Here is a 14438-nt window from a genome sequence, read left to right as displayed (position 1 = left end):
TAATGTTATGAAAGTAGTTGAGGTAAGCTATGCCGCCAGTAAACGAACGGTCATTTCCCTGTTATACAATTTAAAGTTTTAAAAGCGTGAATAATAAGAGCAGCATAACTGGGATCGAAAATTTTTACGCGGTCGGAATTAATTATAAAAAATCGGACGCCCGGCTTAGAGGCCGTTTTGCAATTTCAAACGAGCAATATGAAGCCATATTGAAAGAGGCCGGTAATTATGGCGTTAGCTCATTATTTATCTTGTCGACATGTAACCGTACCGAAATCTACGGAGTAACCAATACGCCAAATGAACTGGTTAATCTGTTATGCAGTGTTACCAATGGCGAAATAAAAGAATTTAAGGGTCACTGCTATAAAAAGGAAGGCATTGGCGCGGTTGAACATATGTTTAACGTTGCAGCTGGTTTAGATTCACAGATACTTGGAGACTATGAAATTATCGGGCAGTTTAAACAGGCTGTAAGATTTGCGAAAGACCGCGGTTTTATCAATACCTTTTTAGAAAAGCTATATAATACTGTTTTGCAAGCCTCAAAGCAGATCAAAAATCAAACGGGCCTCAGCAAAGGAACTACTTCCGTATCATTTGCAGCTCTGCAATCCATTAAGCAATATCATACTGATGCGACAAATATTTTGATTGTAGGGGCAGGTAAAATGGGGCAGCGTACATGTAAAAACATTAAAGATTACCTGGGACAAAAGGTTCGTATTACTTTGGTTAACAGGACTGTTGATAAGGCAGAGCGGCTTGCCGAAGAAATGGACGTTAGTTATGGCCATATAGCAGATTTGCCAACGCTCATTTCTCTTGCAGATGTTATTATTGTAACCACAGCTTGCGCTACGCCTGTAATTTTTAAAGCTGATCTTGAATATTGCAGTGAAAAACTGATCATAGATTTGGCAATACCCAACAATGTTGAACCCGCAGCATCAGAATTACCACACATTAAACTGGTTAATATTGACGAACTCTCGCTTGTTAACAGTGAAACTATTCAGAAAAGGCAAAGTCAGGTTATTGCCGCGCGAGAGATCAACAACCATTTCATCAACAGGTTTGTTGAATGGTGCGAACTGCGAAAAAGCTGCATAGTGGTGAATGCCATTAAAAAACAGTTAACCTCCATTTGTTTAAGCCAATCTAAATCCGCCGGCTGCGTTGCGGGCTTTGTATCTTCCACGGATGAACAAAGAATACAGCAAATATTAAACGGAACAGCGGGAAAAATAAAAGGCGTTAACAAAGCCGGCTGCCATTACCTGGAGGCTTTAAATGAATTTATGTCGCCCCCGGGTTTACCAACCAACATATTAAATCCTGAGCGAACGTTAATATAAATAACAATAGACAGCCAAGGCAGATGTTTGAGGTTATCGGATAAACGGAAGTAATATCAATTTTGCCTGAATATAACCGGGGCATGAAAGAGATTATTAAATAGCGAATAAGAAAAAGAGGGTTTCCGGCGTTCAAAATATCATAGTACCTTTATTACTAAACATATTTTGCAGTATTGCCTGATACAGTACGATTTTTGTTAGTCATTGATCATCATCTTATCTGACTTCGCTATGGAAACCGCAAATCAACACCGCAGGGATTTTATTAAGACAGCCGCCATTGGGTCACTAACCGGGCTGACATTGTTATCAGCTTGTAATGACAACGATGATGAGGAGGATCAAAAAGTATCGCCACCCGAGGATCTTATGCAGGAGCACGGTTTACTGAACCGGGTGCTGCTCATTTATGACCATTGCAAAGGCCTCCTAATAGATAAGCAGGGTTTCCCGATGGAAGCATTGTTAAACTCGGCTGGCATTATTCGCACCTTTGTTGAGGATTACCATGAAAAGCAGGAAGAAAACTATCTGTTCCCACGTTTTCAAAAGGCCAACCAGTTAACTGATCTTGTACAAACGTTGCTGGCGCAGCATAAGGCTGGGCGTACTATCACGGATGAGCTCATGCAATTAACTAAGTCTCAAAACCTGACCGATACGGAAAAACAGCAGCTTATTACCTTGTTGAATAATTTCAACAGGATGTACCGCCCGCATGAAGCGCGCGAGGATACCATTTTATTCCCCGCCTTCCGCAAGATCGTATCCCATCATGAATATGACGCGCTGGGTGAGGAATTTGAAAATAACGAACATAAACTGTTTGGCAAAAACGGGTTTGAAGACATGGTTGAGAAAGTGGCCGGTATCGAAAAGTCTTTAGGTATTTATGAGCTGGCCCGGTTCACGCCAGGCACCTAACTGCAAATTGCCAACTATTTTTTGTTTCCTATCGATAACAGGCTGGCATTAATAGCCACCACTACCGTGCTCACTGTCATGAGTACCGCGCCAATTGCCGGGCTCACCATAATACCCTGGTTGTACAGAACGCCTGCTGCCAGTGGCAGGGTTATCACATTGTAACCTGTTGCCCAGGCCAGGTTCTGTGTCATTTTACGGTAGGTGGCTTTACCAAACAGGATCAGGTTAACGATGTCTTTAGGATTGCTGTTCACCAGCACAATGCCGGCGGTTTCGGCAGCAATGTCACTGCCCGAGCCAACAGCAATGCCAACGTCGGCCTGTGCAAGTGCGGGGGCGTCGTTTACACCATCACCTGTCATTGCTACAAACTCGCCCTGTTGCTGTAATTCTTTGATCTTTTCCAGTTTTTCATGCGGCAGTACTTCGGCAAAAAAACCATCCATTTTCAGCTGTGTGCTAACACTTTCGGCAACCTGCTTATTATCGCCGGTCAGGAGTATCGACTTGATATCGTTTTCGTGGAGGGTTGCTATCGCTCCCTTTGATTCCTCCCTGATGGCATCGCCAAGGGCAACAAACCCGGCAAGTTTTTCATCGATCAATACAAATACCACTGTTTCGTTACTGGACACCTTGAAATTTGCCGGAAGGCCGATACTATTTTCTTTCAGATAACCGGGACTGACCACTTTGATGTGCTTTTGCTCTGTAACCGCTTCAACGCCTTTACCAGTGATCGCTTTAAATTGTGTTACTTCGGGAAGGGTTAGTTTTCTTTTTTTAACTTCACTTAAAATGCCTGTGGCTATCGGATGTTCTGAATTGCTTTCCAATGCCCCCGCCAGCCTAAGTAATTCATCTTCGCTTTTCAATACTCCTCCGGTAAGCACCGTCCTGGATACCTCAAATTTTCCTTTAGTTAAGGTGCCGGTTTTATCAAAAACAATAGAAGTGATCTTTCGTGCATTTTCAAAAGCAGTCCTGTTTTTGATCAACAGGCCATGTTGCGCCGATAAGGATGTTGATTTAGCTACCACGAGGGGAACAGCCAGGCCGAGCGCATGCGGGCAACAGATCACAATAACGGTCACCATTCGCTCCATGGCAAAAGCCAGGTCGTGCCCCAGGCTAATCCATACCACGAATGTAGTTATACCGGCTAAGAGCGCAATGATAGTTAGCCAACGGGCCGCTTTATCTGCTAACAACTGCGTGTTTGATTTAGCGTTTTGCGCATCGCGGACAAGATCGATGACTTTGAACAAATAGGAATCTTTACCGCTATGTGTAACACGAACTTTTAATGAACCGTTACCGTTCACCGATCCGGCAATCACTCGCTGGCCTTTTGTTTTTTGCACCGGGGCAGATTCCCCTGTCAGCATGGACTCATTCAGGTAACTCTCGCCATCTTCCACCATACCGTCGGCGGGTACCTTTTCGCCTGGTTTAATTAAGATCAGGTCATTTTCTTTCAGGCTTTCCGTTTTCACGTCCTCTGTAATGTCTCCTTTAAATACGTGCGCGGCTGAAGGCATGAGCTGGACCAGCAATTCGAGCTCGCGCGAGGCGCCGGCTATCGATTTCATTTCGATCCAGTGTCCCAATAGCATAATGAGAATAAGCGTGTCCAGTTCCCAAAAGAAATCCATGCCATTAAGCCCGAATACGGTAGCCGCACTGTACAGGTAAGCAACGGATATGGCGAAACCGATCAGGGTCATCATTCCGGGGTTTTTCGCCTTTAGTTCCGAAAGCCACCCGGTCAGAAAAGGCCGGCCGCCATAAAGAAAAACTGCCGTCGACAGCGCAAAAAGTATATACCGGTCGCCCGGGAAACCAATTTGCAGGTGCAGCCAGTGTCGGATCATGGGCGATAGCGCCAATATAGGTAGGGTGAATGCTAGCACTACGTAAAAACGCTTACGGAAATCAGCGATCATGGCTCCGTGATCATGCCCGGCGTGGCCCATGTCTCCATGCCCCATACCATTTTCTTCCTGATGTTGTGGATGCTGGTGCCCTTTCATTTCAGGCATTTCGTGCTGGTGTTCATGATGCTGATGTTCCATAGTCGTTTGTATTAATTAGCTTTACTTACTGATAACTACTAATAGGTTAATGTTAATCCGGCGCCTAAGCCCATATCACTGTCATAGTGGCTGGAGAAAGAAAAATTCTTATTAACGATATAGCGCAGTCCGGTGCTATATTCTTTATCGGTATTGCCTGTTATAGAAAACCGGAGCCTGCTGGTCAATGCAATATCCTCCCGGCCAAGTTGAAACCTGAGTTTGCCATTGCCATCAATACGGGCATCGGCCACAAACAGTAATGGTAAAGTGTAGGCCAAACCTGCAACTACCGTATGCCGGTTGTTTTTATTGCTGAGCTGACCGAACAGGTTTTTTTCCTGTTCGTTTGTTTTTTTATAATGATAATCAAATCCTGCATAAGCATACAGCCATTGCATACGGCCAAAGTACCTTCCAAACATCGTTTCACTCTCATATCCCTTGGTATTGTTTATTCCAAGGTGCCACATGGTAGAAAATTTCCAGCGGGTATTTGCTAAAGCCGCGTTGCCATCGCTGCCGTTTGTTTCCAGCCCCAGTTTGGCCGATGCATAGTATTTACGATCGTCGGCAGCTACTTTCTTAAATCCAGCTGCCGGGTCGGGCACTTCGGGGTTAGGCGGCGAGTTTTCGTAACTGAAGATCCGCCCCATACCGCTCATCATATGGTATAGGATATGACAATGGAAAAACCAGTCGCCGCTTTCGCTGGCACGGAATTCGATGGTGTCCCTTTCCATCGGCATAATATCCAGGGTGTTCTTCAGCGGCGAGTATTCTCCCTGTCCGTTTAATACCCTGAAATAATGCCCGTGAAGGTGCATAGGGTGACGCATCATGGTATTGTTATAGAGAATGATACGAACATTTTCTCCCCGCTTAATCAGGATCTTGTCAGATTCCGAAACGGTTTTGTTGTTGATCGTCCAGACATAGCGGTTCATGTTACCGGTTAATTCAAAATTGAACACTTTGGTAGGGCCGGTTGGAAGCGTTGTCGGTTGAAGGGCTTTCAGCATACCATAGTTCAGGGTAACCGGCGGCTTGCCTTTGTCAAGTTCGGGATACATCACGGTGTTCATGTCCATTACCTGGGTAGTCATCTTCATTCCTTCCATTTCCTTCATGTTACCGTGCATATCCATCATATCATTCATCATTTTCATGCCGTCAAAATATTTCAGCTTAGGCAGCTTTTTAGCGGCGTGTTTGGCACCGCTGCCCAGCCAAAGCGACGTATATTTGGTACGATCTTCGGGTGTCGCCAGGAACTCATAACTGCCATCGGCAGGGATAGTAACTATCAGGTCATACGTTTCTGCAACGCCTACGATCATCCGGTCCACCTCAACAGGCTGAACATCTTCGCCGTCATTGGCAACAACTTTTAGTTTGCCGCCCGCCCAGCCAAGCCAGAAATAGGTAGAAGAACTTCCGTTAATTACCCGCAGTTTCACCTTGTCGCCGGCTTTAAATTCGGGAGCTTGGTTTTCGGCCTTGCCATTGCTGAAAAAACGGTCGTAGTAAACATCGCTTACATCCATAGCCGTCATGCGTTTCCATTCATTGGCCAGCTTTGTTTTGAAATGTCCGGTTTGTATCGCCTGCAAATAATTTTGGGTACTGCCTTTACGGATGGCATACCAGTCTGTGGCATTATGGAGCCGGCGCTGTACCTGTTCCGGGTTTTCATCGGTCCAGTCGCTTAGCAGCAGGGTATATTCCTTTAAAGGGGATGGCTGTTTTTTATGAATGATAAATGCCCCGTACAGCCCGCTTTGTTCCTGCGTCATCGTATGGGAGTGGTACCAGTAGGTTCCGTGCTGCACCAGCGGAAATTTGAATAGGTGCGTTTCACCAGCCTTGATGGGCGTGGTAGTTAGATAGGAAACACCGTCATACCGGTTGGGCAGGATCAGCCCGTGCCAGTGGATAGAGGTTTCCATCATCATTTCATTGTGCACATAGATCTCGGCAGTATCGCCTTCGGTAAATTCCAGTTCGGGTGCAGGGATACTGCCATTTATAGCCATAGCCGGCCGCTGTTTGCCGGTATAGTTAACGGTGGTATCATTGATATATAAGTGGTAAATCTCCCGGTTACCTGTTTTGGTGAAAAACGGAAGATGCTTGCTCTGACCGGCAGACTCCATTTTCATCCCCGAATGTTGGGCAATGGAACTGACAACAGGCAGCAAAAAAAGGAACAATAAAATAAACTTCTTCATAGTATTAAAATATAAGGCCGGAGTATATGCCCCGGCCCTTTAATTACTTAGCTGCAGGTAAAGTTTCTTTTACAGCGCCACAGGTTAACATTTGATTGCCATAGTAGGGGTTTTGAATGGCGGCAGTTTCACTTAACCAATATGATTTTTTCATCGGACAATAATCGCGGTAAACAGGGGCATTGTTCAGCTTAATTGCCTGTACGGCGGCGAACATGTTTTCTGAAAGGCTGGCAAAATGTTCACGCTGATGCTTGATGTCATCGCTTTCCGAAATATGACGGGCATCGAACTGCAACTTATCCGCATATTTTGTCCAGGTAGTTTTATCGGCTGCTGAAAGCTTGTCGACCGGAAATGAACTGATTGCAGCCAGCAACATTTTGGCTTTGGCATTGGTTGCAGACGCGTCGCCGCTGATCAGGGCGTTTTTTACGCCATAATAGGCCGAAAGTACATCCGCTTTGGATGAAGTGTTTTGTGCTTTAACCTGGTTAAAAGCAAATAGCATGATGATGGCGAAAACGAAAATTTGAATCTTTTTCATGATATAGAAATGATTAAGTAATGAATATCATTTCCCGCCGTAGCAGGAAACTATAGATTAAAGAAGTTTTAGGGTTGCAGGGTAGCCATAAAAAAGCTACCGGGCTTCGGATTGAAGCAAAAGGAAAATCAAATGCGGAATGTGCAGTTGCGTAAAAAAACAGGTAGGGTAGTGACAAGCGGCGGTGACTGGCCAACCGGATGACTAATTTTCAGCGGCAGGTAATTGTAAGGCACTAACCCGAAAAGCGGTATAACCAACAATGCGGGGCTTGTGCCCAGGCCAATCTGGCTGTACGTAAGTGAGCTGCTCTTTTCCGATTTCAGTTGCTGGTGTTTATCTGTACAGCATTTTTTTGCAGCCTTGCCATGGTAGTTCATACCGCAAGTATTGCATTTTTTGCCCTGCTCATCATGCCACAACGCAACTTTGACCAGCCTGCCCATGCAGTACTGATAATGCAATGTTGCACCCGAAGAAACCCCGAGGTACAGCACAGCTAAAAAAGTTACGAACAGTTTCTTCATCACGGTACAAATATGAGCAAATTAGTAAAGTGTTGTTTATAGAATTTCTTTTTCTTTTTATGTTTTTTTGGGATAGATCACCTTCCAAACATAGAATAAACCATCCTTGCAATAAATGATAACCATTACTTTTTTACATGCTGATGATCAATGATTTGCTTTTTTAAATGCCGGTACTTTGGAAAAAAAAACAATCATGAAAAAACTAATCACAGCTATTTTGTTTATTACAGCTGCGCTATTATGGAATAGCGTACCTGCATTTGCGCAAACAGAACCTAAGAGTGTTCCTGCCAGCGAAATTCATATTAATAAAAAAGGTGAAATCCATGATCACGGCGGTACGCTGCTCGGGTATACCAGCAAAGATGATATCGTAAAAGATGCCCAGGGCAACAAGGTTTATTTTATCGACCGGGACGGTAACGTGATCGATGCCAAGGGCAATAAATTGGGCAAAGCAAGGAAAGACGGTTTTTATTTTAATAATGAGGGTGAAACCGTACTTAAAGTTAAGGATAAGGACGCCGAAGAATGCGAAATCCTTGATCCCGCAGGACATAACCTTGGCACGACACACAAAAATTATAAACTGCATGCATGCGCCGCGCATTGTTTCTGGCTGAAAAAGAAAAATACGCCACACCCGGTGCATTAATTAAAGGGAGTATCACAACATACTCCCTTTTCTGTTTGCTAATTCAAAGCTGCTAATCAGCACTTTCATAGTTGTTGTTTTTAAGCGAGGGTTGTATCCCCACTATCCTGCTCAGCCCGTAGTTAAATATGACGGAGATCATTTTTGTTTTTGATTGTTTACCCTTATCAGATTTCATCCGGCAACGATATTTGTACTATAAAATATTCAAACGATGGAAGCACTTATCGAAGACACCGAACTGGAATTTGAACTTCAGGAAATTTACCTCACTGGTAAACAATGGCTGGCAGACCTGGCCTTCATGGATAATGAGCATGCCTTTTTAACAAAACTGCTGGCTGGCGAAAAAAGCCCGGCCAGGCATATGGAAGAAGGGCTGCACTCCGCTATGCTTGAGCAACATGACCTGCATAAAGATATTCTTCATTTCATAAACAAAATAGAACAATTGATCGTTGTTCCGGGAGCTGTGATCGGGTTATCGCTGATAGATGACTTTATCAGTTTACAGATCAGGGTAGGGGGTGCTTTATTGGCAATGAAGGACCTTAAATTGGCGTTTACAGGCATAAGGCGGGCTGCTTAGTTCCACAAGAAAACTTAATTTATAAAGGTTTTGACAAAAAGTATTTATATCACTTCGGCCGAACCCTATAGCGGCAAATCAGTTATTGTATTGGGCCTGGTGGCTATGCTGCTTGGCCGGGCACAAAAGATAGGTTATTTGAAACCCATTATACCGTTTGGCCCGGAAGAGCAGCCAGATACCCATATTGAAACGGTTTTGGCACATTTTCAACTACCGCAAACTTATCGGGATACCTATGTATTTACCCGGCAGGGGGCTATGCAGCAGATCAAAGATCAGCACCAGGGCGACATGATCGACGCGATTATCGCACGGTTTAAGGCCTTAGAAGCGACGTGCGATTTTACAGTAGTTGAAGGGAGTGATTTTGAAGGGCAGGGAACGGCATTTGAGTTTGAAACTAACCGGCTCATCGCCAAAAATCTGAACTCCCCCGTCTTACTCCTTGTATCGGGCGTGGGGAAAACCACTGCCGGAATTGTTCAGGATGCGCTGAATTTCAAGCAGGCTTACCAGGCGCAGGATATTCAGGTATTAGCGGTTGTTGTCAACAGGGTACAGGCCGATCAGGCTGCAGATGTACAACAATTGCTGCGTGCGCAATTGTCTGAAAATATACTTATCGCGGTTATACCCGCTGATCCGGGCCTGGAAAACCCAACTGTTCACGATATTTTTGAAAAGTTGGACGGCAGGTTGCTGTTTGGTAGTGAACACCTCGGAAACCAGGTTGATAACTTTGTGACCGGCGCCATGCAGGTGCCCAATTTTTTGAATTATCTGAAGGAGAATGTTTTGATCGTTACACCTGGCGACAGGGGAGATATTGTCATCAGCTCGTTGCAAGCCAATCAATCTGCCAGTTATCCCCGCGTGGCCGGCATTATACTTACGGCAGGCGCAATTCCGGAAGAACCAGTGATGAGGTTGATTGAAGGATTGCAGAACGTTGTCCCTATCCTCGCTGTCGGGTCAGGCACTTTTGAAACAACTAACCAGGTGGCAGCGGTTAAAGCCCGTATTACAGCGGATAATACTAAAAAAATACGGCTTGCTACAGAAACATTTAACCGTTATATAGATATCGCCGCCCTTGATAAAATGCTGGTAACATATCATTCCAATGTGATGACGCCGCACATGTTTCAATACCAGCTCACTCAATGGGCTAAGCGGGAACGCAAAACAATTGTACTGCCCGAAGGGAATGACGACCGCATCCTGCAGGCGAGCGCAAGGCTGATTGCCCAGCAGTTGGTTAACATCATCCTGCTTGGCGATCCTGCAGAAATAGCCGCGTCGGTGAAACGGTTGGGCATTGACCTTGATCTCAATAAGGTAACCGTTATACCCCCGGCCAGTTCGCCTCATTACGAAGATTATGTTCAAACACTGTATGAGCTGCGTAAAAGTAAAAACGTAACCCTCGAAATGGCGAGGGACCTCATGACGGATGTATCTTATTTTGGAACGATGATGGTTTATAAAGGGCATGCCGACGGAATGGTTTCCGGGGCCGTTCATACCACTCAGCATACCATACGCCCCGCCCTGCAGTTTATCAAAACAAAGCCGGGCATCTCTACGGTGTCATCTGTTTTTTTTATGTGCCTGGCCGACCGTGTTTCTGTATTTGGCGATTGCGCGGTAAATCCCGACCCTACTGCCGAAGAACTGGCAGAAATAGCTATCTCGTCGGCAGATAACAGCCTGCGTTTTGGCATTGAACCGCGTGTTGCAATGCTTTCATATTCATCGGGTACATCAGGTTCAGGTGCCGATGTGGAAAAGGTTAGGCGAGCTACCCAATTGGTGCGTGACAGACGGCCCGATATTAAAGTAGAAGGGCCTATACAATATGATGCCGCTGTAGACCCGGTAGTTGGCAGCCAGAAAATGCCCGGTTCAGAAGTTGCCGGCAAAGCAAGCGTATTGATCTTCCCTGATCTGAATACCGGGAATAACACTTACAAAGCGGTACAGCGGGAAACGGGAGCCCTGGCCATTGGGCCGATGCTGCAGGGGTTGAATAAACCGGTTAATGACCTTAGCCGCGGTTGCACTGTTGATGATGTTTTTAATACCGTTATTATCACTGCTATACAAAGTCAGGATAGCCCGGCCTCATTATAATTTTACATATGGAAATATTTGTTATCAATTCGGGCAGCAGCTCTATCAAATACCAGTTATTTTCTCAGGATTCAAGCAGCCCGCTTTGCAGTGGCCTGGTTGAACGCATCGGTCAGCCAGATGCGCTGGTCACTCATAAATACAGGCATCATGACGAAGAAAAAGTGTTGTACATTCAACAACAGGTACCCGATCACGAAGCCGGCATGCAGGCTGTGGGCGAACTGCTCATCAGGGATGGTATCGCGGTGATCCGCGATTCGGGACAAGTGGGCGCGGTTGGCCATCGTGTAGTTCATGGCGGCGAAAAACTTACCGGTACCACAGTCATTACGCCCGGGGTAAAAGACAAGATCAAAGCACTGTACCCACTGGCGCCTTTGCATAATCCGGGGCATATAAAGGGTATCGAAGTGTCAGAAAAGATTTTCCCCCAGGCTGTACAGATTGCTGTATTTGATACCGCGTTTCATACATCGCTACCCGAAAAAGCTTTTAGGTATGCTATACCCGACTCTTTTTATAAAAACCACGGCATTCGTGTTTATGGCTTTCATGGCATAAGTCATCAGTATGTTAGTGGTGAAGCAATGAAATATCTTAATCATACAGATGCAAAACTCATTACCATTCACCTTGGTAATGGCTGCAGCATGGCCGCTGTTAACGGCGGAAAGAGCGTGGATACAAGTATGGGGCTTACTCCACTTGATGGGTTGATCATGGGAACAAGAAGCGGAAGCATTGATGCCTCGGTATTATTATACCTTTCAGAACAAGAAAATTACAGTACAGAACAGCTTACTACGTTGTTAAACAAACAAAGCGGCATGCAAGGGCTTACCGGTCATAACGATATGCGGGATATCAGCGCGCTTTATAATAATGGGAACGCCCGGGCGGAGCTTGCTTATGAGATGTATGCCTACCGGATTAAAAAATTTATTGGCGCTTATGCCGCTGCAATGAACGGGCTTGATGCAATTGTGTTTACGGCTGGGGTTGGTGAAAATGATGCCCTGGCACGCGACCTCGTTTGCCGGAATATGGATTTTTTAGGCATTAAACTGGATAACGCAAAAAATTCGGAAAAAGGCAATGGGATTCGTGATCTTAGTGCACCGGCTGCCCGTGCCAGAATATTGGTGGTGCCCACCAATGAAGAATTGGAAATTGCGCGGCAGTGCAGGCAATTGCTCGGTGAAACCACCGGGCGGTAACTGATCCCCAGGCAAATATTTTATAATTCTGGGGATCATTACTTAAGTTCATGAACTCATCGGAACAGCAAGTAACGGTATGTTCAGCCCGGTAGCCATTTGGCGGGTTTTACTTCGGTGAAGAAGTGAAGACCAGAAGCCGTGCTTTTTGGGGATCATGATCAACAACTCGGCGCCACAAGTTATAAGCTCTTTTTTTAATTCGGTAACGATTTTAGTTGAATTAGTTTCTCTATAAACACAATCAATACCAGCAGCCTGGAAATTATGCGGTACTGTGTCCTGAACAGGTTTTATTTCAGCTGCTTCTTTATTAACATAAAAAATCTCCACCGGCGATTCGAAAGCAATAACTTCATTCCGAATCATGGAAAGTAACTGTACGGGCTGGTCATTAGCCACATCACATGCCAGCAGGATTTTCTTTAACCCTTTGAACCGGGCGCCAATGGGGACGACCAGCACAGGGAAAGCCAAATTTTTGATGGCAGTTGTAGTTGTATTGCCTAAAACCCATTCCTGGCTTTCAGGGGCCATGCCAAGCACTACCAGCGAAGCATTGTGCTTTTTTACCAGGTTTTGTAATTCGTCGGTAACCGGCGTATAACTGGTTTCACAACTGACAGTGATGTCGTGAATCAGTGCAGTTATTGCTGCTTGTTGTGCAAGCCGGTCTTGATTTTTTGCTTCCAGGTCGCTTACAGTTGAAGCTGGCAGGAGCGTATTCGATTCGTGCAGGGACAAGCTGAAGGCATTAAAAAGCAGGAGCCTGTAGTTGAAATGTTTGGCCAAAGCGGCGGCATAGGTTACCGCGTTTTCAGCAGCCGGCGAATAGTCCGTTGCAGCAATTATAGTTTTCATATGGGTGACTGGTTGTTTTGTTAATATTCATAAAACCATTAAATACGGGCTCGTAAAAGTAGAAGACGCTTTGTACCATAAATAGCTCAGTTATACAGTGCAACCTGTTTTGCTTTTTTATCGGTGGTTTCTTAAAAACAAAGATCAAGAATGGCTTTAAACTTCAACATGACGTTGATCAGCTTAAAAAATGATCACAATTACTAACAACTGCAGGGAAACCAGAAGGCAATCAGGGAGAAGATCAACTGCCATAGCGCCGGGCCATTTTGAAAAGTTTATTTTAGGAGATAGGGCTTTTTAAAAATAGCGTAGATAATGTGGGCAGAAAGAGAACAGGAAACCAATTGTTGGCAGCCATTTGATCGATGGGTGACTGACGCAAAAAATATCGCAGCAGGGTAAACGTAATCTTTACGTCACCTTTCTAAATAATAAAAGATAATTTTATCTTTTATTATTTACATTTGTCCATCAACTCATAAAAAAATGGAACCGTCAGAAATACACATTGTATTGAATGCTAATAGCCTAATAAGTGATCTGCTGAAGTATAACGAAGAGCTGATAATCCAAAAACTTACCGAACTCAATAAAAATTTTAACCGGCTGAAAAACCCTGTGCTCAGAAAGGTTTTAGCCAAACGGGTATCCGTTGCTCAGGCTTGCAGGATAACAGGCTGCTCGCTGAATGAATTTTTTGACGTCCTTAAACCGCTTGGATTTAAAGCGGCGCACGAAGCTGTTGAAGTTGACAGGTTACCGCTTTCGCTTGCTGCTTCTTTTAATAAAATTATCGACCTCGATGTCAGACCGATTTTGGCGGCAGGAAATGACCCTTTAAAAATGATCCTTACTACGGCGGCCGGGCTTAAAAATGGCGAGGTGCTTAAAGTGATCAATACTTTTGAACCTGTGCCGTTAATCAACCTCCTGGAAAATAAGGGATACCGTTCGTTTATTGACATCGCGGGACCGGAACTTGTGAATACTTATTTCCTAAAGAAAGAGGCCCAACCTGATGAGCTTATAATGGATATATCGGAATTATCGGTTGAAGCAGATGGGCTCACGGAACTTATGAAAGCCTATCAATTGCACATTATGGATGTCAGGCCTTTCCAAATGCCTAAGCCTATGACTATGATCCTTGACAAGCTGGAAACGCTGAAGACCACTGAAGCCTTGTATGTCCGGCATCGAAAAGTCCCAGTTCATCTGCTCCCGGTATTAAAAGAAAGAGGTTTTGACTTTCGCGTCATGGAAACAGCGGAAGCAGTTATCCTGTTTATCTATAGGCCATGAA

General features: G+C 44.8%; 13 protein-coding genes. 7 read left to right on the top strand and 6 right to left on the bottom strand.

Annotated elements, in window-relative coordinates:
• Positions 1–86 precede the first annotated feature (86 nt).
• On the top strand, positions 87–1358 hold the full coding sequence (hemA, locus tag ABID99_RS13195; protein WP_373613968.1) for a glutamyl-tRNA reductase: 1272 nt from the start codon (positions 87–89) through the stop codon (positions 1356–1358).
• Between the two features lie 234 nt (positions 1359–1592).
• A complete protein-coding gene (locus ABID99_RS13190; protein WP_090525184.1) occupies positions 1593–2285 on the top strand; it encodes a hemerythrin domain-containing protein in 693 nt (230 codons plus the stop codon).
• A gap of 14 nt (positions 2286–2299) precedes the next feature.
• Here the strand turns inward: ABID99_RS13190 and ABID99_RS13185 are convergent, their stop codons facing one another.
• The 4 genes from ABID99_RS13185 to ABID99_RS13170 all read right to left on the bottom strand — a co-directional run bounded on the left by ABID99_RS13185 (position 2300) and on the right by ABID99_RS13170 (position 7668).
• Positions 2300–4363, bottom strand: a complete 2064-nt coding sequence (locus ABID99_RS13185; protein WP_373613967.1) for a copper-translocating P-type ATPase — start codon at positions 4361–4363, stop codon at positions 2300–2302.
• Between the two features lie 38 nt (positions 4364–4401).
• Positions 4402–6594, bottom strand: coding sequence for a multicopper oxidase domain-containing protein (locus tag ABID99_RS13180; RefSeq protein WP_090525188.1), 2193 nt, complete (start codon positions 6592–6594; stop codon positions 4402–4404).
• 43 nt (positions 6595–6637) lie between these two features.
• On the bottom strand, positions 6638–7141 hold the full coding sequence (locus ABID99_RS13175; protein ID WP_373613966.1) for a DUF3347 domain-containing protein: 504 nt from the start codon (positions 7139–7141) through the stop codon (positions 6638–6640).
• 128 nt (positions 7142–7269) lie between these two features.
• Entirely contained in the window at positions 7270–7668 is a 399-nt protein-coding gene (locus ABID99_RS13170; RefSeq protein ID WP_090525192.1) for a hypothetical protein, read from the bottom strand.
• 196 nt (positions 7669–7864) lie between these two features.
• Here ABID99_RS13170 and ABID99_RS13165 point away from each other — a divergent pair, with 196 nt between their 5' ends.
• A complete protein-coding gene (locus ABID99_RS13165; protein WP_373613965.1) occupies positions 7865–8326 on the top strand; it encodes a DUF3659 domain-containing protein in 462 nt (153 codons plus the stop codon).
• Between the two features lie 52 nt (positions 8327–8378).
• Here ABID99_RS13165 and ABID99_RS13160 read toward each other — a convergent pair whose 3' ends face one another.
• Positions 8379–8504 (bottom strand): hypothetical protein, encoded by a 126-nt coding sequence (locus ABID99_RS13160; protein ID WP_255485223.1) that lies wholly within the window; start codon positions 8502–8504, stop codon positions 8379–8381.
• Between the two features lie 36 nt (positions 8505–8540).
• Here ABID99_RS13160 and ABID99_RS13155 point away from each other — a divergent pair, with 36 nt between their 5' ends.
• Genes ABID99_RS13155 through ABID99_RS13145 form a run of 3 tightly spaced genes read left to right on the top strand, consistent with a single transcriptional unit; the run spans position 8541 to position 12271 of the window.
• Positions 8541–8915 carry a hypothetical protein gene (locus ABID99_RS13155; RefSeq protein WP_090525198.1) on the top strand — a complete coding sequence of 125 codons (375 nt, stop codon included), beginning with the start codon at positions 8541–8543 and terminating at the stop codon, positions 8913–8915.
• A 30-nt stretch (positions 8916–8945) separates the two neighbouring features.
• A complete protein-coding gene (pta, locus tag ABID99_RS13150) occupies positions 8946–11051 on the top strand; it encodes a phosphate acetyltransferase (RefSeq protein WP_373613964.1) in 2106 nt (701 codons plus the stop codon).
• 8 nt (positions 11052–11059) lie between these two features.
• Complete coding sequence (locus ABID99_RS13145) at positions 11060–12271, top strand: acetate/propionate family kinase (protein ID WP_373613963.1); 1212 nt, start codon at positions 11060–11062, stop codon at positions 12269–12271.
• A 48-nt stretch (positions 12272–12319) separates the two neighbouring features.
• Here ABID99_RS13145 and ABID99_RS13140 read toward each other — a convergent pair whose 3' ends face one another.
• Positions 12320–13132 carry a universal stress protein gene (locus ABID99_RS13140; protein ID WP_373613962.1) on the bottom strand — a complete coding sequence of 271 codons (813 nt, stop codon included), beginning with the start codon at positions 13130–13132 and terminating at the stop codon, positions 12320–12322.
• A 489-nt stretch (positions 13133–13621) separates the two neighbouring features.
• Between ABID99_RS13140 and ABID99_RS13135 the strand changes: the two genes are divergently transcribed.
• Positions 13622–14437, top strand: coding sequence for a DUF2249 domain-containing protein (locus tag ABID99_RS13135; protein ID WP_373613961.1), 816 nt, complete (start codon positions 13622–13624; stop codon positions 14435–14437).
• The last annotated feature ends 1 nt before the right edge of the window (position 14438 follow it).

Origin of the sequence: Mucilaginibacter sp. OAE612, from assembly GCF_041806395.1 — a bacterium.
Lineage (GTDB): Bacteria > Bacteroidota > Bacteroidia > Sphingobacteriales > Sphingobacteriaceae > Mucilaginibacter > Mucilaginibacter rubeus.
This window is presented reverse-complemented; position numbering and strand designations above follow the sequence as displayed.